Origin of the sequence: Humitalea sp. 24SJ18S-53 (genome assembly GCF_050632385.1) — a bacterium.
Taxonomy (GTDB): domain Bacteria; phylum Pseudomonadota; class Alphaproteobacteria; order Acetobacterales; family Acetobacteraceae; genus Humitalea.
Window position 1 is genome coordinate 1036193 of record NZ_CP192599.1, and the last position, 21037, is coordinate 1057229.

Consider the following 21037-nt stretch of genomic DNA (forward strand, 5'->3'; position numbering starts at 1 on the left):
GGCATGGCCCAGTTCAGCGTCAACGCCACGCGGTTCGACCCATACAAGAACTTCAAGTTCCGGGTTCGGTGGGACGGCCGCTTCGTCGCCGGCGTCAGCAAGGTCAGCGCGCTGAAGCGCACGACCGAGGTGGTGGAACACCGCGAGGGCGGCGACCCCAGCACCAGCCGCAAATCCCCCGGCCGATCGAAATTCGAACCGATCACCCTGGAACGCGGCGTGACCCACGACGCGGCTTTCGAAGCCTGGGCCTCCAAGGTCTGGAATTTTGGCGCGGGGCTGGGATCGGAAGCCTCGCTGAAGGATTTCCGCAAGGACATCATCATCGAATTGTATAACGAGGCCGGGCAACTGGCCCTGGCCTACAAGGTGTTCCGCGCCTGGGTGTCGGAATACCAGGCGCTGCCCGACCTGGATGCCAATGCCAACGCCGTGGCGATCCAGTCGCTGAAACTGGAGAACGAGGGCTGGGAACGCGACGAAGCGGTCGTCGAACCGTCCGAACCGCAGCTGGGTGATGCGGGCTGACCCCAGCCCCACACCGCGTGGCCTGGACGCCGCGGGGGTGATTGCCGCCTGGGAGGCTGGGCCCGACCCCGCCATGTTCGGGCTGCACCCGGACCAGCCCCTGGGCATGCGCATGCGCGACGTGCTGGGCATCCGCATCGCCAGTTTCGGCCCGGTGCTGGACGCGGTGGCCGATTGCCCGGACTGCGGTGCGGCTCTGGACGTGGCGCTGGACCTGCGCGACCTGCTGCGCGACCCGCCGCCCGACGATGCGCCCTGCCACATCGCCGCCGAAGGTTTTTACGCACGGGTTCGCGCCCCCACGGCGGCGGACCTGCACGCGGCGGCCCTTGCCCCCGATCCGGCCCGCGCGCTGTTCGAGGCCTGCATCCTGGACGCCACGCATGGCGACACCCCAGTCCCGCCCAAAACCTTGCCCGACAGCCTGCGCATCGCCGCGACCGAGGTTTTGGGCGCGCGCGATCCACTGATCGAGGTGACGGTGTCGCTGACCTGCCCGGATTGCGGCGCCGTGGCCTTGGCCGGGCTCGATGCCGAAGCCTTGCTCGCCCAGGACATCGCCGCCGCCGCGCCCCGCCTGCTGGCGGAAGTCGCCGCCCTGGCCCGCGCCTATGGCTGGGCCGAGGCCGAGATCCTGGCGCTGCCGGCCGCCCGGCGCCGCGCCTATCTGGACCTGGCCGGCTGATGGCGGACCTGTTCGCCCTGCTGATGGCGCGGGCCACGGGGCAGGGGCAACTGCTGCGCGTCCGCCCGCGCGGGATTTTTGAGGACGGCCCGGCGCCTTCTCCACTGGAAGAAACCGCCCCGCCGGATGCGGCGATGGCGCCGACGGCCGTGCCGGAAGCGTCTGCGCCACGCCGGATGCCGCCCCGTGTCCCAGCCCCGGCACAGCCAGCGGTCACCGCCCACCTGTCCCCGGCACAGGCCGCCCCCAGCAGGGTCAGCAGCATGGCGACGCCCGTCCTCGCGCGCCGCATGGCGCCGGGGGCGCTCACGCCGCCGCCCGTCGCCGTGCCGCTTCCCGTGCAGGCGGCGACGCCCGTGGCCGCACCGTTCCTACCACCGCAGACCGTCACCGCACCCGCTGCCGCGCTGGCCGACCCCGCGCCGCGCCAGGCCCCGCCGATCCCGATCACGGCCAGCCCGCCACCGATGCCACCCGGCGCCATCCCCGCGCCCGCGCGCCCTGCCTTTGCCGAAGCCGCGCCGCCACCCCGCACCCTGCTGGCGCAGCCCAGCCCACCACGTCCCCGCGCCGTTTTCGCCCAAGCCACCCGCGACGCAGCACCACCCCCCGATGTCCGCATCGAGATCGGCCGCATCGAGGTCCGCAGCCCACCCGCCCCCGTCGCCCCAGCGCCCCGGGCCAGCACCCTCATGTCGCTCGACCGCTACCTGCGCCGCGATCCGCCGCGATGAGCAACGGCTTCGCCATCGCCTCGGTCACCCGGGTCTTGCAGGACCTGTTGCAAACCGGGCTGACCGGCAGCGGCCTGTCGGCGGCGGTGGGCGGCAGCATCCTGGTTTCCGCCCTGCCGCCCGATCGGGTGCGGCCGGATTCCAACGCGGCCGAGGTGACGCAGCTCAACCTCTTCCTCCACCAGATCGCGCCCAACGCCGCCTGGGCCGGGGGCAACCTGCCGGAACGCGACAGCCGTGGCGGGCGGATCGCGGAACCGCTGATGGGGCTGACCCTTGGCTACCTGCTCAGCGCCTATTCCTCGGCCGAATTGCAGGGCGAAATCCTGCTCGGCCACGCCATGCAACTGCTGCACGAAAACGCCGTGCTGGCGCGCGACCGCATCCGCACCATCCTGGCCAACCCACCCGGCGGCGGCACCGCCCCCGCTGCCTGGCAGGCGCTGATCGGCAGCGATCTGGCCGACCAGGCGGAATTGATCCGCGTCACGCCGCATGAACTCGGGCTGGATGGGCTGTCGAAACTCTGGACCTCGTTCCAGAGCACCTACCGTCCCTCCGCCGCCTACCAGGTCTCGGTCCTGTTGCTGGAACGCCGCCGCCCCGTCCGCGCCGCCCTGCCGGTGCTGACGCGGGGTGAGGGCGATCCGACGACCGGCCGCGACCAGGGCGTCATCGCCCTGGCCTCGCTCGCCACCGCCGTGCCGTCGCTGTTCGAAATCGGCCAGCCCGCCGCACGCCTCGGCGAAACTGTGGTCCTACGTGGCGCGGCGCTGGAGGGCGATGCGGTCCAGGCCCTGCTGCGCGACCCCGTCTCCGGCCAGGTGCTAGTGCTGCCGGCCCCGGGCACGGCGGCCGAGGTCAGCATCGCCCTGCCGCCGGACCCACCCGCCGCCGCGCCCACGCCCGGATCGCCGGAGGACCCCAACGCCTGGCGCGCCGGGCTCTACATGGTCTCGCTGCGCGTCACGCGCGGTGCGCGGGTGATCGAAACCAATGCCCTGCCGCTGCTGCTGGCCCCCCGCCTGCGCGCCATCGCCGCGGTCGCCGAACCCGGCGGCGTCGTGCGCTTGGATGTCACCGCCAGCCCGCCCCTGCGGCCGGGGCAGGTCGCGGGGCTCGTCGTCGGCAGCCGCGCCGTGCCGGGTGGCGGCACCGGCTCAGCACTGGTCTTCCGCGCGACCGGCCTGCCCACGGGGGTCACGGTTCCCGTGCGGCTGCGGGTCGATGGCGCCGAAAGCCTGCTGGTCGACCGCAGCCAACGCCCGCCGCGCTTCGACCCGACGCAGCAGGTGGCGCTGCCATGAACGCAATCCGCGACCAGGCCGAACCTCAGCAACGCGCCCTGGCGGCCGTGTTCGAACGCCTCCGCGCCCGGCTGGATGGCGGTGACGCACCACACGACGCGCCGCTGCCGGATACGGCCATCGCGCTGGAACAGGCTTTTGGGCTGACACCCTTCGAACGCGATCTGATCCTGCTGGCCGCCGGGGTTGAGTTGGACGCAGCACTCGCGCAACGGGTCGCGGCCCAGCATCCGGACGGCCGCGCCGCCGTCACCTTCGCCCTGGGGCTGGCGGTGCTGGAGGCGCCGCATTGGAGCGCCCTTTCCCCCGCCCGCCCGCTGCGTCGCTGGCTGCTGCTGGAACCCACGCCCGGCGAACCGCTGACCACGGCCGCACTGCGCCTGGACCAGCGCATCCTGTTCTACCTGCTGGGTGTCGAGGCCGAGGACCCCCGCCTGGCCGGGCTGCTGCGCACCATCCCGGAACCGACCCGGCTGACCCAGCGCGAGGCCGAGGCTGTGTCCCTCGTCGGTGCCCGCTGGCTCAGTTCCGGCGGCGCTGTCCCGCCCGTCGTGGAGATCACCGGCCCCGCCGAACGGCTGGCGGCGGCCATGGCCTCGCTCGCAAGGCTGCGCCTGCTGGCGCTGGACGCGGCCGACATTCCCGAACCCGCGGCCGAACGCGTCGCCCTCGCGCGGCTTTGCGAACGCGAACTGGCCCTGGCCGGCGCCGCGCTTTTGGTGGTCGCCGAAGGGCCAGCACCGCGCCGCCTGGCACTTTTCGCGGAGGAGATGGCCTCCCCCCTGCTACTGGGGCTGGAAGCGCCCTTGCCGCTGCCCTCACGTCCACGCCTGCCGCTCACCCCACCACCGGCCGATGCGTCGGAGCGCGAGGCGCTATGGCGCCTGGCTCTCGGCCCCGCCGCCGATCGCATGGCACCCGAACTCGCCGCCGTCGCGGAGCGTTTCGCACTGGACGGCGCCGCGGTCGCGACGATCGCCGGCAACCTCGCGATCCTGCCCCCCGCCGAAGCCGCGCGGCGCCTGTGGCCGGAGGCACGCGCCCTTGCGCGCCAGCCCCTGGACGCGCTGGCCGAGCGCCTGGATCCCCGTGCGGAATGGGACGACCTCGTGGTGCCCGCCCCGGTGCGCCAGGGGCTGGAGGAAATCCGCCTGCATGTCGCGCAAGCCGCGCGGCTGCACGGCACCTGGGGCTTTGCCGCACGGGGCCGGGCGATGGGGCTGGCCGCCCTCTTCGCCGGCCCGAGCGGCACGGGCAAGACCATGGCGGCCGAGGTGCTGGCGCGCAGCCTGGACCTCGACCTCTATCGCATCGACCTGTCGCAGACGGTCAGCAAATTCATTGGTGAGACCGAGAAGAACCTCAAGCGCATCTTCGATGCCGGCGAGGCCAGCGGCGCGATCCTGCTGTTCGACGAGGCCGATGCGCTGTTTGGCAAGCGGTCGGAGGTCAAGGACAGCCACGACCGCTACGCCAATATCGAGGTCAGCTACCTGTTGCAGCGGATGGAGGCCTATGCCGGCCTCGCCATCCTGACGACCAATCAGCGTGCCGCCCTCGACCCCGCCTTCCGGCGCCGGCTGCGCTTCGTGCTGGGCTTTCCCTTTCCGGATGCGGTGCTGCGTGAGGCGCTGTGGCGCGGCGCCTTCCCGGCAGCGACACCCGTCGCGGACCTGGATTACCCGCGCCTGGCGCAACTGACCCTGGCGGGCGGGCATATCCGCAACCTGGCGCTCAGCGCCGCGCATCTGGCGATGGCGGCGGGCACGCCGGTCGGGATGGCGCAACTGAAGCAGGCGGCCCTGGCCGAATACGCCAAGCTGGAACAACCCCTGACAAGCAGCGAATTGGAGGGATGGCCATGACGGTGACCTTGCGCATCGGCACGCTGTCCGTGGAGGGCCCGGTCGATGCGGCGGCCCTGCGGCGGCAAGTGGAGCGCGCACTCGCCCAACGCCTGGCGGACACGGCACCACGCGGGCCGGACACGGCGGCATTGCCGGCTCGGCCAGGCGAACCCGGCTTTGCCACAGCCCTCGCGGCGCATGTCGCGCGGAGGGTGGGGCGATGAGCGCCGCCCTCCTGCAACGCGCCTGCGCCTGCGGCAAGAAGGACGAGCGCAAGCTGCTACGCCGCGCCCAGGCGGGGGCGGCCACATCGGGCTTCGCGCCGCCGATCGTGCACGCCGTCCTGCGCGACGCCGGCACTGTATTGGATGAACGGAGCCGTCCGCTGGCGGAACGCATTCTTGGTCCCGATTTTCCCCAGGTGCGCATCCACACCGATTCACGCGCGGCGGATTCCGCGACGGCGGTCGGCGCGCTGGCCTATACCGTCGGGCCGCACATCGTGTTCGGCCCGGGCCGCTTCGCCCCCGGCACGGCGGAGGGCGATCACCTCCTCGCCCATGAACTCGCGCATGTGGCGCAGCAAGGGGCCGCGCCTGTCCCGGCCAGCCTCGCGATCGGTGCGCCGGACAGTGCCTTCGAAGCGCAGGCCGAAAGAGTCGCGACACAGGTCCAGGCGGCCCCCCGCGCCGCTGCCCCGGCCATGCTGATGCGCGCGTCCTGCGAAGGCCGCACCGTCCGCAACTGCGCCGGCACCCCCTGCACCGCGGCCAGCGGGCGCGGCGGCGTGTGCCAATGGGGCGGCATCACCTACGGCTGCCGCTGCCGCGACCAATCGGGCGACGCACCCACGCCCAACCGGGTGATGGAACTGCTGCCGGGCTGGCTGCTCGCCATCCTGAGTGCCGCCGCCATCGCCGCCATCATCGCGTGCTTCGCGACGGGTGTGTGTGAGGCCGCGGCCCTGATCGGTGCTTGCGGTGCCGCCGCCGCCGCCGTGGTCATCGCGATCCTGCGCGACAACGGCGTCACGGTGAACGAGGCATGACCCCCGCCCTCCTGCAACGCGCCTGCGGCTGCGGCAAGAAAGACGACCGCAAGCTGCAACGCAGCACCCGGTCGGGGGCGACCGCGTCAGGCTTCGCGCCGCCGATCGTGCATGCCGTGCTGCGCGCGCCCGGCACCGCGCTGGACGACCGGTCGCGCCCGCTGGCCGAACGCATCCTCGGCCCGGCGTTTTCCCAGGTGCGCATCCACAGCGATTCACGCGCCGCCGAATCCGCCACGGCGGTCGATGCGCTGGCCTATACCGTTGGCGCGCATATCGTCTTTGGCCCGGGCCGCTTCGCCCCCGGCACGGCGGAGGGCGATCATCTCCTCGCGCATGAACTCGTCCATGTCGCGCAGCAGGGCGCGGCCCCTGTCCCCGCCAATCTGGTCATCGGTGCCCCTGACTCGCCCTTCGAAGCCCAGGCCGAACGGTTCGCCACGCAGGCACCGACAATGGCGCCCGTGACCCTGATGCGGGCCTTGCGCACCTGTGAATCGCGCCCCTGGAACAAGTGCAAGGGCTTCCCCTGCAAAGAGAACGACAAGAACGGCATATGCAACATCTTCGCGGGGAAGGAAGGCGGGAAGGTCTGCAAATGCAGCGTCTTCGACCCCAAGGCCGCCGAAGAGCGGGTCCGTGAAATCCTGCCGGCCTGGATCATCGCGGTGATCAGCGTCGCGGCCCTCGCGCTCATCATCGCCTGCTTCGCCTCCGGCGTCTGCGAAGCCGCTGCACTCGTCGTGGCCTGTGGTGCCGCGACCGCGCTGGTCATCATCGTCATCCTGCGCGAAGCGGGCGTCGAGGTGATCGAGGCATGACCGGCCTCACCGCCTCGCCCCGCGTCATCAAGGGCGGGCTGGTCCTGCTCGACCCCGCGACGGCGGCGGTGCGGCGGGTGATCGCGCTGCAATACAACCCCGACAACCTGACCCGGACCCTGACCGCGCAGACACCCGAAGCGCAGGGCCAGTCACGCGCCGAGGCACTGCGCCTGCGCGGCCCGGCCGTCGAAACCCTGCGCGTCGAAGTGGAACTGGACGCCACGGACCGCCTGCACGACCCCGACCGCAACGCCGCGGCCGTCGCGCATGGGCTCTTCCCCGATCTCGCGGCGATGGAAATCCTGGCCTATCCCGAAAGCAGCCACTTGCAGTCCAATGCCGCGCAGGCCGCGCAGGGCAATCTGGAAATCGCGCCGATGGAGGCGCCACTCTGCCTCTTCATCTGGTCGCGCAATCGCGTCGTGCCGGTGCGGCTGACCGAATTCAGCGTCACCGAGGAAGCCTTCGATTCCTCACTGAACCCCATTCGCGCCAAGGTGACCCTGGCGATGCGTGTGCTGACGGTCGACGACCTCGGCTTCGCCCATCGCGGCTCCGGCCTGTTCATGGGCTATCTGCAGAACAAGGAACGCCTCGCGGGGCTCGCATCGCAGCCCGGCCTCGCCGCCCTCGGCCTGAGTGGCTTGCCATGAGCGGCTTCACCGATCCGGTCCAGGCGCTGTTCCAGGCGGGGGCGCTGACGCATTCGCCCTTCCCGCCGAACAGCCGCTACCACGGGCTGCCGCTGCGCCAGTTCGTGCGGCCCGATGGCACCACCGTGGCCCACCTGCCGCGCCGGGTGATCCCACCCACCGCCGCCTTCACCGCCATCGGCGAACATCTGGTCGTGCAGGGCGACCGGCTGGACCGCATCGCCGCCGCCACCATCGGCGATGCCGAACAATTCTGGCGCCTCTGCGACGCCAATGGCGCGCTGGCGCCGGAGGAACTGACCGCGACCCCCGGGCGCCGCCTGCGCATCACCCTCGCCGCCGGCATGGGGGGCGGCTGACCATGCTCCTCGGCGGCATCCAGCTTGGCCTGCGCATCGGCCCCGGCATCGCCATTCCGGCGCCGAAGGAGGTGATCGACGCGCTGGTCTCCGTCCAGGTGACCGAAGCCTCGGGCGAGGAGGAAAGCGGCTTCGACCTCACCTTCGAAATCGACCGCCGTTCGCCGCTGACGACGCTGTTCCTGATCGCCGGCGGCGGCTCGATCCCGCTGCTGCGCGTGGTGCTGTCGGCGACGGTCGGCGGCACCACGGTCGTGCTGATGGATGGCGTCGTCACCCAGCACCAGATCGAACCGGGATCGCCCGCCACGCTGAAAATCCAGGGCAAGGATTTGAGCCAGGTGATGGGCTACCTCGATTTCTCGGGGCTGCCTTATCCCGCCATGCCGCCCGCCGCGCGGGTGCTGCTGATCCTTGCAAAGTACGCCTGGCTCGGGATGGTGCCGATGGTGATCCCGGGGCTGGTCGAGGACCTGCCCCTGCCGATCGAACAGATCCCGCGCCAGCAGGGCAAGGACCTGGACTACGTGAAGCGCCTGGCGCGCCAGGCGGGCTACATCTTCCACGTCGATCCCGGGCCGCAGCCGGGCATGGCCGTCGCCTATTGGGGGCCGGAATTGCGCGTGGGTCCGGTGCAGCCGGCGCTGTCGATCGACATGGATGCCCATACCAATGTCGAGCAACTGAGCTTCCGGATGGATCGCGAGGCCAAGGAAATGCCGATCGTGATGATCCACGAAAAGACCTCCAAGGCGCCGATCCCCATCCCCATCCCCGACATCACGCCACTGAACCCGCCCCTTGGCCTGCTGCCGCCGCTGCCGCCAAAGATCACGCGGCTGGAGGACACGGCGCGGCTGTCGCCAGGCCAGGCGCTGATGTCCGGCATCGCCTATGCGGCGCAGCACAATGACAGTGTTTTCGCGACGGGGCGGCTGAACGTGTTGCGCTATGGCCGCGTGCTGCGGGCGCGCAAGCTGGTCGGCTTGCGCGGCGCGGGGCTGGCCTTCGACGGGCTGTGGTTCGTCAAGCGCGTTACGCATGAAATCAAGCGCGGCAGCTACGCGCAGGGTTTCGAACTCGCCCGCAACGGCATCATGCCGACCGTTCCGGTGGTGCCGGCATGAGCACCTATCTCGGCAAATATCGCGGCACCTGCCTCAACAATGTCGATCCGATGATGATCGGGCGCATCCAGGTGATCGTGCCGGATGTGTCCTCGGTGCTGCCGTCGTCCTGGGCGATGCCCTGCCTGCCGGCGGTGGGTATCCAGAGCGGTGTCGTCACCGTCCCCCCCATCGGCGCTGGCGTCTGGGTCGAGTTCGAACGGGGCGATCCCGACTACCCGATCTGGGTCGGCGGCTTTTGGGGGTCTGCCGCCGAAGTCCCCGTGCTGGCGCAGACCGTGCCGCCTGGCGTGCCTGGGCTGACCTTCCAGACGCCGTTGCAGAACGGCATTACCATCAACGACGTGCCAGGGCCGACCGGCGGCATCATGATCAAGACGGCGCTCGGGGCGATGCTGGTCGTCAACGACACGGGCATCACGATCATGAACGGCAAGGGCGCCAGCATCACGCTGATCGGCCCCACCGTGACCATCAACAACGGCGCCTTGACCGTGATCTGAGGGAGACGACGCGATGCCCGGTTTCCTGCTGCATATGGGCGCGACCGTGATCTGCTCGCACGCGGGCCAGGCGCAGCCGACCGCGCCGCAGCCGCGCGTCACCGTCAGCGGCCAGCCGGTCGTCACCATCGCCGCGCCCTGGACCGTCGCCGGTTGCACCATGCCGCCGCCCGCCGCCGGCACCGGCCCCTGCGTCACCGCGCAATTCGTCACCGCCGCCACGCGCGTGCAGGTGATGGGCCAACCGGTGTTGCTGATGGACAGCCAATCCGTCTGCGTCCCGACCGGCACGCCGCTGATCCCGGTCATGGCGCAAACCCGCGTCACGGGCATGTAGGCCCATGCACGTCGCCTTCCCCTTCCGCTTCGACGCCCGCGCCCGCACGGCGGAGGCCGATCGCGCCTCCTACTTGCGCGGGCTGATCGCGCAGGTGCTCTTCACCCAGCCGGGTGAGCGGGTGAACCGCCCCGATTTCGGCAGCGGCATCCTGCAACTCGTCTTTTCACCGAATGCGCCGGAGATCGCCGCGACCGCACAATTCCTGGTGCAGGGCGCGCTGCAGCAATGGCTCGGCGACCTCATCCTCGTCGAAGCCGTGGAGATCGAGGCCGAGGATTCCACCCTGCGCGTGCGCATCGCCTACCTCGACCGCAGCGAGCAGACCCGTGCCACCGCCGATTTCTCCCGGGGGCTGCCGTGATCTACACCTGCGACGATCCGCGCCGGCGGGAATTGGTGGCGGCCACCACCTGGAACGGCATCGACCACCTGGAGGTGCTGGACAACGCCGCCCCGCCCGGCACGCCGCGCCAGCGCACCTTGCTGCTGCACCTGCTGCGCCCGGCGGCCGGGCTCGCCGCCGACCAGGTGGTGATCGAGGGCGGCGTGCGCATCGCGCCCGTGCGGGTGCTCTGGGCGCGGTCCGCGGATGCCATCGACGCGGCGCTGGTGCCGGAGGAAATGCCCGGCTTCTTCACCGCCCTGCCGGATGCCGCGAACATCCTGGTGGTGCGCACCGATCTCGCAGGCGATTTCTCAACCTATACGCTGCGGCTGCGTCGCGGGCCGCTGGACGACCGGCCGCCCGACAACATCGACCCGCCGCTATCGCGCGTCGGATTTTCCTTCCGCGTCGAATGCCCGTCGGAGTTCGATTGCATCGCGCCCGATGCACCACCGCCAGCGCTGCCCGATCCGCCCGACATCGATTACCTGGCGCGCGACTACGCCAGTTTCCGCCGCGTCATGCTGGACCGGCTGTCGCTGATCGCCCCCGCCTGGGCCGACCGCAACCCGGCCGATGTCGGGGTCACCTTGGTCGAACTCCTGGCCTATGTCGCCGACCAACTCGCCTACCGGCAGGATGCGGTGGCGACGGAAGCGCATCTCGCGACGGCCCGCCGCCGCGTTTCCGTCCGACGCCACGCGCGGCTGGTGGATTACCGGCTGGGCGAGGGCTGCAACGCCCGCGCCCATGTGCAGATCCGCGTCGATCCGCTGGCCGATGACAGCGTGGTGCCGATCCTGCTGGACCAGGGCGCGATGCTGCTGACCGAACGGCCAAACCTGAGCGGCCGCATTCCTTCGGCGGTGACCGATGCGGCCCTGGCCCTGGGCGGCGAGGTTTTTGGCACGCTGCACCCCCAGCGCCTGTTCCCCACGCATGATCGCATGCTGTTCCACACCTGGGGCGATGCCGCCTGCGGCCTGCCGGCGGGTGCGGTGCGCGCGACCCTGGCCGGGCATTTCCCCGGGCTGGCCGCCGGCGATGTGCTGGTCTTCGAGGAAGTCCTCGGCCCCCGCACCGGCCGGCCGGAGGACGCCGACCCCGCGCATCGCTGGCCCGTCCGCCTGACCCAGGTCCTGGCCCGCGAGGCCGATAACTCGCCCCTGCGCGACGCCATCCTGAACGCCGAGATCACCGAGATCGAATGGGCCGCCGACGACGCGCTGCCCTTCGCCTTCTGCCTGTCCACCCGCACGGAACGGGATGTGCCGATCGGCGATGTCAGCCTGGCGCGCGGCAATATCGTGCTGGCCGACCACGGCCTGGCCGTGCCGGCCGAGGATCTGCCACCGGTCCCCATGCCCCGCCTGGCCCGCCCCGATGGCAGCCTGGTCCCGCCGCGCTACCTGCCGCTGCTGCGCCAGGCCGGGCTGACCTTTGCCGTGCCCTACACCCATCCCGCGCCTTCGGCCCGCGCCGCCCTGGCCGCGCGGCCAGGGGACGCCCGGCCACGAATCACCCTGGCCGCCGAGGAAGCCGGCATCCCTAACCTCTGGACCGCCGCCGCCGACCTGCTGGGCAGCCCCGCCAGCGCCCGCGAATTCGTGCCGGAGGCCGAGGAGGACGGCAGCCTGCGCCTGCGTTTCGGCGACGACCGCCAGGGCATGCGGCCGCAGGCCGGCACGCGCTTCGTCGCGACCTACCGCGTGGGCAATGGCAGTGCCGGCAACCTTGGCGCCGATGCGCTGACCCATGTGGTCAGCGACGACGCCCGCATCCTGGGCGCCCGCAACCCGCTGGCCGCGACCGGCGGCACCGATCCCGAGCCGATGGAAACCGCACGCCGCCGCGTGCCACACGCCTGGCGCAGCCTGGCCCGCGCGGTGACCGAGGCCGATTACGCCACCCTGGCCGCCCGCCAACCGCGCGTGCAGCGCGCCGCCGCGACCTTCCGCTGGACCGGCAGTTGGCGCACCGCCTTCGTCACCGTTGATGCGCTCGGCGGCGCCGCGGACCCCGCCATGGTCGCCGACCTGCGGGCAGGGCTGGAACCCTGCCGCCTAGCCGGGACGGACCTGGCCATCGACGCGCCGCGCTTCGTGCCGCTGGAACTGGACCTGATGGTCTGCGTCGACCCTGGATACTTCCGCGCCCAGGTCCGCCAGGGGCTGCTCGCAGCACTCGGGCCGCGCCAGTTGTTCGACCCCGACCGGCTGAGTTTTGCCGAACCCGTCCGCATCAGCGCCATCCTGGCCGCGGCCCAGGCGGTGGCGGGGGTCATGTCGGTCGAGGTGACGCGGCTGCAGCGCCTCGGCCGCCCCGACCGGCGGGTGCTGGAAACCGGGCAGTTGGACTTGGGGCGGCTTGAGATCGCGCGGCTCGACAACGACCGCGACCGACCGGAAAACGGCGTGCTGCGCCTGACCCTGGGGGGCGGCAAATGATCATCCCGGGCACCGCCGCACCCATCGCCGGCCACGCCCCCGGCTGCGCCTGCTGCACCGGGCGGGCAGGGACCGTCGCCCACGACAACCCGCCGGGGCTGACCACCGTCGCCTATCGCGCCGGCACCCATGGCAGTTTCAAGCAGGCGATGCTGGCGCGGCTCTCGGCGCCGGAATTCCCGGCCCTCGCCGGGCTGCGCACGCGGGAAGACGATGATCCCGCCATCGCGCTGCTGGATGCCTTTGCCGCCACCGCCGATATCCTGACCTTCTACCAGGAACGCATCATCCAGGAATCATATCTACCGACGGCGACGGAGCCGGAGGCGCTGTCCGCCCTGGCCGGCCTCGTCGGCTACGCGCCGGGCGCCGGGGTCGCGGCCTCGGTCGACCTCGCGCTGACCCTGGAACCCGCGCCCGGCGCGCCGGAACAGGCGCTGGCGGGCACCAACCTGTCCCCCGGCCTGCGCGTGCAGAGCATCCCCGGCCCCGGCCAGACCAGCCAGGCCTACGAAACCATCGAACCCATCGAGGCCCGGGTCGCCTGGAACAGTTTCGCGCCGCGCCGGACGGTGCCCTTCCTGCCGCGCGCGGGCGACCGGGTCGCCTGGATCGGCGCGGGGGTCGCGCTGCGGCCCGGCGATGCGCTGCTCTTCGTCACGCGCAACCGCACGGCGGGCGGCGCCGGTTGGTCGCTGCGTTTCGTCGTGTCGGTGGAACCCGATGCGGCGGCGAACCGCCAGGGCGTGACCCTGGACGGCACCATCGACGCCGGGGCCGCCAATGCCGCCGGCCCGCCGCGCGTCTTCGCCCTGCGCGCGCGCACCGCGCTGTTCGGCGCGTCCGCCCCCAACCCGGCGGCACTGACCGCCGCGGTGCGCACGGCCCTGGGCGGCACGGCCACCGACTGGGCCTTCGCCTTCACCGATGGGGTCGTGCTGCTGGACCAGGCGCTGCCATCGGTCGTCGCCGGCGGCTGGCTGGTGCTGGCCACCGCCACGGCCCGCGCGCTGTTCCGCATCAACCGCGCGAAGGAGACGGCGCTCGCCGCCTACGGCCTGTCCGGCCGCGCCACGGAGGTGGTGCCGGACACCGCCGCGGGGCTCAGCCAGTTCGACGCCGCCGCCTATCGCGGCACCGCGGCCTATGCTGGCAGCGAGCCCCTGCCGCTGGCAGAAGCGCCGCTGATCGACCCGGTGCTGGGCGACCTGATCGTGCTGGACCGCCCGGTGCCGACCCTGCCGGAAGGGCGCCGGCTGATCCTGCGTGGCCGCGCCGCCGTGGTTCTCGCCCCCGCTTCCGCCACCCTGACCGGCGCCGATGGCAGCACCCGCGCGGTGGCCGAGGGCGCGCGCCTGGTCTTGGCCGCCGCGCCCCGCGACCTCGGCAACGGCCAGGCCCGCTGGCTGCTGCGCGACGCCGATGGATTTCTGGGCGCGCTGACCCTGTCCGACGACCCGCTCTTCGCCATCGCCGGAACCGAAGCGCCCCAGATCACCGAGGTCGTGACCCTGCTGCGCCAGGAAGCGGCCGACCCCGCCCATGCCGCGCTGCGCTTGACCCAGCCCCTGGCCGCCGCCTTCGACCGCGCCTCCCTCACCATCCTCGGCAACATCGCCCGCGCGACGCATGGGGAGGCGGTGTCGGAGATCCTCGGCGGTGGCTATCCGGGGCGGGGGTCGCAATCCTTCACCCTGGCCCAGGCGCCGCTGACCTATACCCGCACGCGCGAAGGCCGGGGTGCCGCCAGCAGCCTGACCATCGACGCCGGCGGCATCCGCTGGCAGGAAGTCCCGACCCTGCTGGACCAAGGCCCCCGCGACCGGGTTTTTTCGACCAGCCTCGGCGCCGACGGCAAGCTGACCCTGCGCTTCGGCGATGGGCGCGAAGGCGCCCGCCTGCCCGCGGGGCAGAACAACATCCACGCGCGCTATCGTCGCGGCACGGGCCTGGCGGGACTGGCACCGGCGGGCGCGGTCAGCCTGCTGACAGCCCGGCCGCTCGGGCTGAAGGCGGCCGAAAACCCGATGCCCGCCGAAGGCGCCCAAAACCCCGAAGGCCCTGAAGACCTGCGCCGCAACGCCCCCGCCAGCGTGCTGACCCTGGGCCGTGTGGTGTCGCACGGCGATGTCGCGGATTTCGCCGCCGGGTTCGCCGGCATCGCCAAGGCGCGGGCCGATCTCGTCTGGGCCGGCGCCGCGCGGCGCATCTTTGTCACCGTCGCGGGGCCGGATGGCGCCACGGTGGGCGATGAGACGCTGGACGCGCTGCGCGCCGCCCTCGGCCGCGCCGCCGAACCCGGGTTGCTGCTGGCGCTTGGTCCCGCGCGCCCGGTCCGCGCCCGGCTGCGCCTGCGGCTGCAACTGGTGCCGCAGTGGGAACCGGAGCCGGTGCGCGCGGCCGTTGCGGCGATCCTGGCCCGCCGCTTCGGTTTTTCCGCCCGCGCTTTTGCCGAACCCATGGCGCTCAGCGCCGTCATCGCGGCGGTGGTCGCGGTGCCCGGCGTGCTGGGCGCCCAGGCCCAGCATTTTGCCCGCGACGTGCCGCCCGACAACGCCTTGATCGCGCATCCCCGCCTGCGCGCCGCCGGTGCCGGCCCTGGCGCCGATGGCACCTTGCGCGGCGCCGAATTGCTGCTGCTGGAAGCCAACCCCGACATCGCGGTGGTGCCATGACCTGGGATGCCCGCGCGCTGCTGCACCTGCTGCCGGCGATCCACCAGATGCGCGACGCCGAACAGGGCGGCCCGCTGGCCGACCTGCTGGGCGTCATCGCCGAACAGATCGCGGTGATCGAGGAGGATCTGGACCAACTCTACGACGACCAGTTCATCGAAACCTGCGCCGATTGGGTCGCGCCCTATATCGGCGCGCTGGTCGGCTATCGCGCCCTGCATGGCGCCGCCGCCGCCGTCAGCAGCCCGCGGGCGGAGGTCGCCAACACCATCGCCTATCGCCGCCGCAAGGGCACCGCGGCGATGCTGGAACAGATGGCCGCCGACGTGACCGGCTGGCCCGCCCGCTGCGTCGAGATGTTCCAGCGCCTGGCCACCACCCAATACCTGAACCACCCCCGCCCGCAGGCGCCCTGGACCCAGGGCCTGCGCGACGGGTTGGCGCTCCACCGCCTGGGCGGTGCTTTTGACAGCAGCCAATCCACCATCGACGTGCGCTCGATCGAATTGGGGCGCGGGCGGCACAATATCGGCCATGTCGCGATCCACCTCTGGCGCCTGGGCGGCTTTCCGCTGCCCGGCGCGACGCCCGTGGCACTGGATGCGTTCCGCTGGCGGATGAACCCGCTGGGCGCCGATTTGCCGCTGTTCTCGCAGCGCCTGGCCGAGGGTTCCGTCACCCAGATCGCCACCCCGCTGGATGTGCCCGCGCCGATCGGCCGCCTGGCGATGGCGCGGGACCCCGCCGCCTGGTTCGGCCCGGGGCGGGCAATGCAATTGGACCGGTTGGCCGCCAACGGGCGCTTCGTCCCCGTGCCGGCCGCCGATGTCGTGGTCTGCGACCTGTCCGACCGGACGGGCGGCGCCTGGGCGGCAGCGGCGCCCACGGCGGTCGTCGCCATCGACCCCGAAAGCGGCCGCCTGCTGTTTCGCGACGCCCAGGCGCCAGGCAGCCTGCGGGTCGGCTTCCACTACGGTTTCGCCGGCCCGATGGGCGGCGGCACCTATGAGCGCGGCGAGTTTTCGCCGCCGCCGGATATGCCGCTGCTGCGCGTGCCGGGCGACCACCCGACGATCTCGGCCGCTCTGGCGGCCCTGGCCGGCAGCGGCGGCGTGGTGGAGGTGGGCGACAGTCGCACCTATGCCGAAACACCGCTGCTGCGCGTCCCCGCTGGTCGCGCGCTCCTCCTGCGCGCCGCCAATGGCGCGCGGCCCCTGTTGCAACTGGCCGGCGACCTCGTCGTGGAGGTCACCGGCACGGGCGAGGAAGCGAGTGTCACCGTCGAGGGGCTGGTGCTGGCCGGCGGCGCGCTGCGCCTCGGTGCCGGCACCGCCACCGGGTTGCGCCTGCTGACCCTGCGCCACGCCACCCTGGTGCCTGGCCTCGCCCTCGGTCCCGACGGCACGCCGCTAACCCCCGGCGCGCCATCCGTGCAGGCCGCCGATACCCGCGCGCGCATTGTCATGCAGGCGGTGATCTCCGGCCCCGTCATCCTGTCGGCCCGCGCGCGGCTGGAAGCGCGCGACACGATCCTGGACGCGACCTCCCCCGCAATCTCCGCCATCACCGGCGGCATCCTGAGCCTGGAGGCGGTGACGGTGATCGGTCGCGTCGCCGCCGCCGAAGTCACGCTGATCACCGACAGCATCCTGCATGCCGAAGGCGCAAATCCCCGCGTCCGCGCCGCGCGCGTGCAAAGCGGCTGCGTGCGGTTTTCCTGGTTGCCGCCCGGCACCTTGCTGCCGGCGCGCTACCGCTGCCTGCCGGAAGCTGCCATCGCCGCCGAGATCGAACGCCTCGGCCCCGATGGCGATCCGCTGGCCATCCGCGCGCGCATCGAGGCCTCGTTGCAGCCGGTCTTCACCGCGCGGCGATACGGGCTGCCGGGCTATGCCCAGTTGTCCCGCGCCTGCCCGGCGGCGATCCGCACCGGCGCGGCGGATGAGGGCGAGCAGGGCGCCTTCCACAACCAGTTCGCGACGCAGCGGGAAGCGAACCTGCGGCTGCGGCTTGGCGAATATCTGAAGCTCGGCCTCGCGGCCGGGATTTTCTACGAAACGTGACTGGTGCGCCCGCAAGGGCTGCCGGGGGGAGGCACTTGTGACCGGAGACTATAGCCAGACCCGTTACGACCCACGCCGCGGCCATGCCGCCCTGCGCATGCAGCAAGGCCGCGTCGCGCTGGATTCCGATTGGAACGCGCAATCCGCCATCCTGGCCCGCCGGCAACGCGCGGAGACGCTGGACACGACCGGTCGCAGTGGCGTGCCGATGGAAACGCCCTGGGCGTTTCGCATCGGCGTCCTGTCCGCGCCGCGCCGGCTGACCATCGGCACGGGCCGCCTGTATTTGGACGGCTTGCTGGTCGAGAATTTCCCCGCCAACGGCACCACCCTCGGCCCGCTGGCCGAACCCACCGCGACCACGACCACGAACTATGCCGCCCAACCCTTCTGGCCAGTGCCCGATGCGCTGCCCGCCGGCGACGGGCCGCACCTGGCCTACCTCGATGTCTGGCTGCGGGAGGTTACGGCGGTCGAGGACCCGTCGCTGCTGGAAAAGGCGCTCGGCGGCGTCGATACCACGACGCGCCAGCAACTCGCCTGGCAGGTCCGCGTGCTGGCCAACGTGGGCGAGGATGTGACCGCCGCGACCCCGCCCGCGTCCATCCCCGGCTGGGCCGCGCGCACGGCGCCCGCGGCCGGGCGGCTGACCACGCGACTGGCCGCCGAACCGGCGGTCACCAACCACTGCCTGATCCCGGCCAGCGGCGGCTACGGCGGGCTGGAGAACCAGCTCTACCGCATCGAGATCATCACCGGCGGCCCCGTCGGCACCGCCCGCTTCGCCTGGTCGCGCGACAATGCCACCGTCGCCGCGCGGATCGAGGAGGTGATCGCCCCCGATGTCCTGACCCTGTCCAGCACCGGCCGCGATGCGCTGCTGCGCTTCAACGCCGGCGATTGGATCGAGGTCACCGACGACCGCCGCGACCTCGGCCAGCAATCGGGACTGATGCGCCAGATCCGCAGCGTGGACCACGACAGCCGCCGCATCGTGCTGACCGCGCCCCTGCCATCGGCGCTGCTGCCGAGCGGCATCGGTGCCGACACGCTGACCGCCCGAAACAGCCGCATCCGCCGCTGGGACCAGTCCGGCCAGGTGCGCAACAGTGCGGGGACGGTCCTGGCCAATCTGGACGGGCCGGGATCGGATGGGCTGATCCCCGTGCCGCCGTCCGGCATGGCCGTGGTGCTGGAAGCCGGGATCGAGGTGCTCTTCGACCTCGTGGCCGCGGGCGGCGTCTTCCGCCCCGGCGAATACTGGTGCTTTGCCGCGCGCAGCATCGATGCCTCGATCGACATCCTGGACGATGCCCCGCCGCTTGGGCCGCATCACCACTACGCGCCGCTCGCGCTGATCCGCTTTCCTGGCGATGCCATCGACCAGCGCCGGCCCCTCTTGCCGCGCATCGGGCGGATCGAGGTCGCGGCAGCCGTCCACGCCGATCCCATCGGCCGCCGATCCCTGCTGGTGCCGGGCGAGGAATTGCCGCTCGCCGCCCTGGGCAATGGGATCGAGGTGCTGATCCGCCAGCAGGTCACCATGGCCAGCGTGAATGACGCGAGCCTGCTGGTCACCGTGGACCTGCCCTACCAGACCGGCATCGTCACCTATGGCCTGCCGCAGACCCTCGGCTCCATCCCCGTGACCCTGCCGGGGGAGGTCTCGCTGACGGGACCTGGCCGCCTGCGCTGGCGCGCGGGGGCCGAGACCATCGAGGCCCTGGGCCAGATGCTGGCGCGCGGCGTCCCCCGCCCCGGCAATGCCCGCTTCGACACCGCGTTCGAGGCCTTCAACAACGGCCAGGACGCCCGCTGGCAGGTCGGTGTGGGCAATGTGCTGGTCCAGGCCGGCAGCGGCGCCTTCACCCCCGGCAACCAGCAGCCGCTGCCGATGCTGGCCATCGCGCGCGAGGCGATGCGGTCCGCCCCGATGTTCGTGAACCTCACGGTCAGCCAACCGGTCGGGCGCACCTGCGGGCTTGTGTATAATTTCCAGTCGCCCCGCGACTTCAGCATCTTCTACGGCACGCACCAGTGGCGGCCGGTCGGGTTCAGCGGCGCCGTGTCCGTCGTCACCATGGGCGTCATCGACGTGCGCTCCGGCATTCCGGGCAACCCGCGTGAGGTGCCCGTCGCGACCACCGGCTCCGATCCCGCCGCCTATACGCTGGACCTGCGCGGTTCGGCCGATGGGATCATCTTTGGGGCGAGCGTCCGCTTCCGCAGTGGTGAGACGGTGTCGCGCAGCCAACTCGACCTGGCCGGCACGCCCTTCCTGCCCAATACGCGGCTGGGGGTCGCCGACCGCCGGGGACCGGCCAACCTGGCGGCGCAGCAGCCGAGCTTCGACCGCCTGGTGGCGGTGCATGGCGACCGCTCGTCGCAGGTGCTGATCCCGCTCGGCAGCGCGCCGCGGCTGCTCGGGCGGGTGGTGCTGAAACGGGCGCTGCTGGCGCTGGACGATCCCTTCGCCTTTCCGCCGCCGGTGCCGGAGGCCGATTTCGAAACCGCCTTCTGGCTCAGCGGCGAACCCGGCGCCTATGGCTACGGCTACGGCGGGGACTGGCAGGGTATCGGCGCCGGGCTGTTGTTGCGCGGATGAGGGCGGTCTGGTCGCTATGGACGGCGCCGCTGGCGGGCGGCACCCATCCGGGCTGGGGCACCCCCCGGCACCATCTGCTGTCCTGGGTGCTGTCGGTGCGCCTGGCGCGCGAACACTTTGCCGAGACCTGCCTGGTCACCGACCGGCGCGGGGCGGCGATGTTGGTCGATGGCCTGGGCCTGCCGTTCGACACTGTAACCACCTCCCTGGAGGCGCTGGCGGGCTGGGACCCCGAATGGTGGGCCATCGCCAAGCTGCACGCCTGCGCCGCCCAGGCGGGACCCTTCGCCCACCTGGACAATGACGTCTTCCTCTGGAAACCCCTGGCCGAGACGCTGCTGGCCGCGCCCGTCTTCGCCGAACACCCCGAGAGCAGCGAATTGGGCGCCAGTTGCTACCGGCCCGAGGCAATGGAGCACGCGCTGCGCCAGTCCGGCGGCTGGATGCCGGAGGAATTCATGGCCTGGATGCCCCATGGCGGCCGCTTGGTCGCGCCGAATTGCGGCATCCTGGGCGGCACCGATCTGGCCTTCCTGCGCCACTTCGCGCAGACCGCCCTTCGCTTCATCGACCATCCGGCGAACCTGCCGATCTGGCGGGAAAAGGCGGGCATCGCCGGCGATGCCATTGTCTTTGAACAACTCTTCCTGGCCGCCTGTGTGCAGTACCACGCCGGACGCCGCGATTCGCCGCATGGCGACGTGCGCATCGCCTACCTGTTCGAAGGCACCGGGCAAGCCCGCACCGAAGCCGAATCCCGCGGCTACACCCACCTGGTCGCCGGCGCCAAGCGGGAGCCGGAGGTGCTGGCCGCGTTGGAGCGGATCGTCGCCCGCGACTACCCGGCGGACTACGCCCGGGTCCTGGCGCTGGAGACGCGATCCTGACCCATCACGAGGGCTTGCAT

General features: G+C 71.9%; 19 protein-coding genes. All 19 read left to right on the plus strand.

Annotated elements, in window-relative coordinates; translation table 11 throughout:
• Positions 1 to 3 precede the first annotated feature (3 nt).
• The 19 genes from ACQW02_RS05055 to ACQW02_RS05145 are packed head-to-tail and all read left to right on the plus strand — an operon-like array spanning position 4 to position 21017.
• The gene (locus tag ACQW02_RS05055; protein WP_431284181.1) at positions 4 to 528 is read left to right on the plus strand and encodes a phage tail protein; all 525 of its coding nucleotides are present in this window, start codon (positions 4 to 6) and stop codon (positions 526 to 528) included.
• Positions 518 to 1213: a hypothetical protein gene (locus ACQW02_RS05060; protein WP_431284182.1), complete on the plus strand. Its 696-nt coding sequence runs from the start codon at positions 518 to 520 to the stop codon at positions 1211 to 1213. Before ACQW02_RS05055 ends, ACQW02_RS05060 begins: the two co-directional genes overlap by 11 nt.
• Positions 1213 to 1947 (plus strand): hypothetical protein, encoded by a 735-nt coding sequence (locus tag ACQW02_RS05065; protein WP_431284183.1) that lies wholly within the window; start codon positions 1213 to 1215, stop codon positions 1945 to 1947. Before ACQW02_RS05060 ends, ACQW02_RS05065 begins: the two co-directional genes overlap by 1 nt.
• On the plus strand, positions 1944 to 3254 hold the full coding sequence (locus ACQW02_RS05070; protein WP_431284184.1) for a DUF4255 domain-containing protein: 1311 nt from the start codon (positions 1944 to 1946) through the stop codon (positions 3252 to 3254). The genes ACQW02_RS05065 and ACQW02_RS05070 overlap by 4 nt, the downstream gene beginning before the upstream one ends.
• Positions 3251 to 5119, plus strand: coding sequence for an ATP-binding protein (locus tag ACQW02_RS05075; protein WP_431284185.1), 1869 nt, complete (start codon positions 3251 to 3253; stop codon positions 5117 to 5119). The genes ACQW02_RS05070 and ACQW02_RS05075 overlap by 4 nt, the downstream gene beginning before the upstream one ends.
• Positions 5116 to 5325, plus strand: a complete 210-nt coding sequence (locus ACQW02_RS05080; RefSeq protein ID WP_431284186.1) for a hypothetical protein — start codon at positions 5116 to 5118, stop codon at positions 5323 to 5325. The genes ACQW02_RS05075 and ACQW02_RS05080 overlap by 4 nt, the downstream gene beginning before the upstream one ends.
• The gene (locus ACQW02_RS05085) at positions 5322 to 6149 is read left to right on the plus strand and encodes a DUF4157 domain-containing protein (protein WP_431284187.1); all 828 of its coding nucleotides are present in this window, start codon (positions 5322 to 5324) and stop codon (positions 6147 to 6149) included. The genes ACQW02_RS05080 and ACQW02_RS05085 overlap by 4 nt, the downstream gene beginning before the upstream one ends.
• Positions 6146 to 6970 carry a DUF4157 domain-containing protein gene (locus ACQW02_RS05090; protein ID WP_431284188.1) on the plus strand — a complete coding sequence of 275 codons (825 nt, stop codon included), beginning with the start codon at positions 6146 to 6148 and terminating at the stop codon, positions 6968 to 6970. The genes ACQW02_RS05085 and ACQW02_RS05090 overlap by 4 nt, the downstream gene beginning before the upstream one ends.
• A complete protein-coding gene (locus tag ACQW02_RS05095; RefSeq protein WP_431284189.1) occupies positions 6967 to 7626 on the plus strand; it encodes a hypothetical protein in 660 nt (219 codons plus the stop codon). The genes ACQW02_RS05090 and ACQW02_RS05095 overlap by 4 nt, the downstream gene beginning before the upstream one ends.
• Positions 7623 to 7985, plus strand: a complete 363-nt coding sequence (locus ACQW02_RS05100; RefSeq protein WP_431284190.1) for a hypothetical protein — start codon at positions 7623 to 7625, stop codon at positions 7983 to 7985. Before ACQW02_RS05095 ends, ACQW02_RS05100 begins: the two co-directional genes overlap by 4 nt.
• A 2-nt stretch (positions 7986 to 7987) precedes the next feature.
• Positions 7988 to 9112 (plus strand): hypothetical protein, encoded by a 1125-nt coding sequence (locus tag ACQW02_RS05105; RefSeq protein WP_431284191.1) that lies wholly within the window; start codon positions 7988 to 7990, stop codon positions 9110 to 9112.
• Entirely contained in the window at positions 9109 to 9615 is a 507-nt protein-coding gene (locus ACQW02_RS05110) for a phage baseplate assembly protein V (RefSeq protein ID WP_431284192.1), read from the plus strand. The genes ACQW02_RS05105 and ACQW02_RS05110 overlap by 4 nt, the downstream gene beginning before the upstream one ends.
• 13 nt (positions 9616 to 9628) lie before the next feature.
• Entirely contained in the window at positions 9629 to 9952 is a 324-nt protein-coding gene (locus ACQW02_RS05115; protein WP_431284193.1) for a hypothetical protein, read from the plus strand.
• Positions 9953 to 9956: 4 nt separating this feature from the next.
• On the plus strand, positions 9957 to 10316 hold the full coding sequence (locus ACQW02_RS05120; RefSeq protein ID WP_431284194.1) for a GPW/gp25 family protein: 360 nt from the start codon (positions 9957 to 9959) through the stop codon (positions 10314 to 10316).
• Positions 10313 to 12787 carry a putative baseplate assembly protein gene (locus ACQW02_RS05125; protein ID WP_431284195.1) on the plus strand — a complete coding sequence of 825 codons (2475 nt, stop codon included), beginning with the start codon at positions 10313 to 10315 and terminating at the stop codon, positions 12785 to 12787. Before ACQW02_RS05120 ends, ACQW02_RS05125 begins: the two co-directional genes overlap by 4 nt.
• Positions 12784 to 15462, plus strand: a complete 2679-nt coding sequence (locus ACQW02_RS05130) for a putative baseplate assembly protein (RefSeq protein ID WP_431284196.1) — start codon at positions 12784 to 12786, stop codon at positions 15460 to 15462. Before ACQW02_RS05125 ends, ACQW02_RS05130 begins: the two co-directional genes overlap by 4 nt.
• A complete protein-coding gene (locus ACQW02_RS05135) occupies positions 15459 to 17525 on the plus strand; it encodes a hypothetical protein (RefSeq protein ID WP_431284197.1) in 2067 nt (688 codons plus the stop codon). Before ACQW02_RS05130 ends, ACQW02_RS05135 begins: the two co-directional genes overlap by 4 nt.
• 37 nt (positions 17526 to 17562) lie before the next feature.
• Positions 17563 to 20130: a DUF6519 domain-containing protein gene (locus ACQW02_RS05140; protein WP_431284198.1), complete on the plus strand. Its 2568-nt coding sequence runs from the start codon at positions 17563 to 17565 to the stop codon at positions 20128 to 20130.
• Complete coding sequence (locus ACQW02_RS05145) at positions 20127 to 21017, plus strand: DUF6734 family protein (protein WP_431284199.1); 891 nt, start codon at positions 20127 to 20129, stop codon at positions 21015 to 21017. The genes ACQW02_RS05140 and ACQW02_RS05145 overlap by 4 nt, the downstream gene beginning before the upstream one ends.
• The last annotated feature ends 20 nt before the right edge of the window (positions 21018 to 21037 follow it).

Excerpts from the sequence above, each read along its gene's own strand:
- ACQW02_RS05085 (WP_431284187.1), top strand. The coding sequence starts at position 5,322 with ATGAGCGCCGCCCTCCTGCAACGCGCCTGCGCCTGCGGCAAGAAGGAC.
- ACQW02_RS05130 (WP_431284196.1), top strand. The coding sequence starts at position 12,784 with ATGATCATCCCGGGCACCGCCGCACCCATCGCCGGCCACGCCCCCGGC.
- ACQW02_RS05065 (WP_431284183.1), top strand. The coding sequence starts at position 1,213 with ATGGCGGACCTGTTCGCCCTGCTGATGGCGCGGGCCACGGGGCAGGGG.
- ACQW02_RS05145 (WP_431284199.1), top strand. The coding sequence starts at position 20,127 with ATGAGGGCGGTCTGGTCGCTATGGACGGCGCCGCTGGCGGGCGGCACC.
- ACQW02_RS05055 (WP_431284181.1), top strand. The coding sequence starts at position 4 with ATGGCCCAGTTCAGCGTCAACGCCACGCGGTTCGACCCATACAAGAAC.
- ACQW02_RS05110 (WP_431284192.1), top strand. The coding sequence starts at position 9,109 with ATGAGCACCTATCTCGGCAAATATCGCGGCACCTGCCTCAACAATGTC.
- ACQW02_RS05080 (WP_431284186.1), top strand. The coding sequence starts at position 5,116 with ATGACGGTGACCTTGCGCATCGGCACGCTGTCCGTGGAGGGCCCGGTC.
- ACQW02_RS05090 (WP_431284188.1), top strand. The coding sequence starts at position 6,146 with ATGACCCCCGCCCTCCTGCAACGCGCCTGCGGCTGCGGCAAGAAAGAC.
- ACQW02_RS05075 (WP_431284185.1), top strand. The coding sequence starts at position 3,251 with ATGAACGCAATCCGCGACCAGGCCGAACCTCAGCAACGCGCCCTGGCG.
- ACQW02_RS05070 (WP_431284184.1), top strand. The coding sequence starts at position 1,944 with ATGAGCAACGGCTTCGCCATCGCCTCGGTCACCCGGGTCTTGCAGGAC.
- ACQW02_RS05105 (WP_431284191.1), top strand. The coding sequence starts at position 7,988 with ATGCTCCTCGGCGGCATCCAGCTTGGCCTGCGCATCGGCCCCGGCATC.
- ACQW02_RS05100 (WP_431284190.1), top strand. The coding sequence starts at position 7,623 with ATGAGCGGCTTCACCGATCCGGTCCAGGCGCTGTTCCAGGCGGGGGCG.
- ACQW02_RS05060 (WP_431284182.1), top strand. The coding sequence starts at position 518 with ATGCGGGCTGACCCCAGCCCCACACCGCGTGGCCTGGACGCCGCGGGG.
- ACQW02_RS05120 (WP_431284194.1), top strand. The coding sequence starts at position 9,957 with ATGCACGTCGCCTTCCCCTTCCGCTTCGACGCCCGCGCCCGCACGGCG.
- ACQW02_RS05095 (WP_431284189.1), top strand. The coding sequence starts at position 6,967 with ATGACCGGCCTCACCGCCTCGCCCCGCGTCATCAAGGGCGGGCTGGTC.
- ACQW02_RS05135 (WP_431284197.1), top strand. The coding sequence starts at position 15,459 with ATGACCTGGGATGCCCGCGCGCTGCTGCACCTGCTGCCGGCGATCCAC.
- ACQW02_RS05115 (WP_431284193.1), top strand. The coding sequence starts at position 9,629 with ATGCCCGGTTTCCTGCTGCATATGGGCGCGACCGTGATCTGCTCGCAC.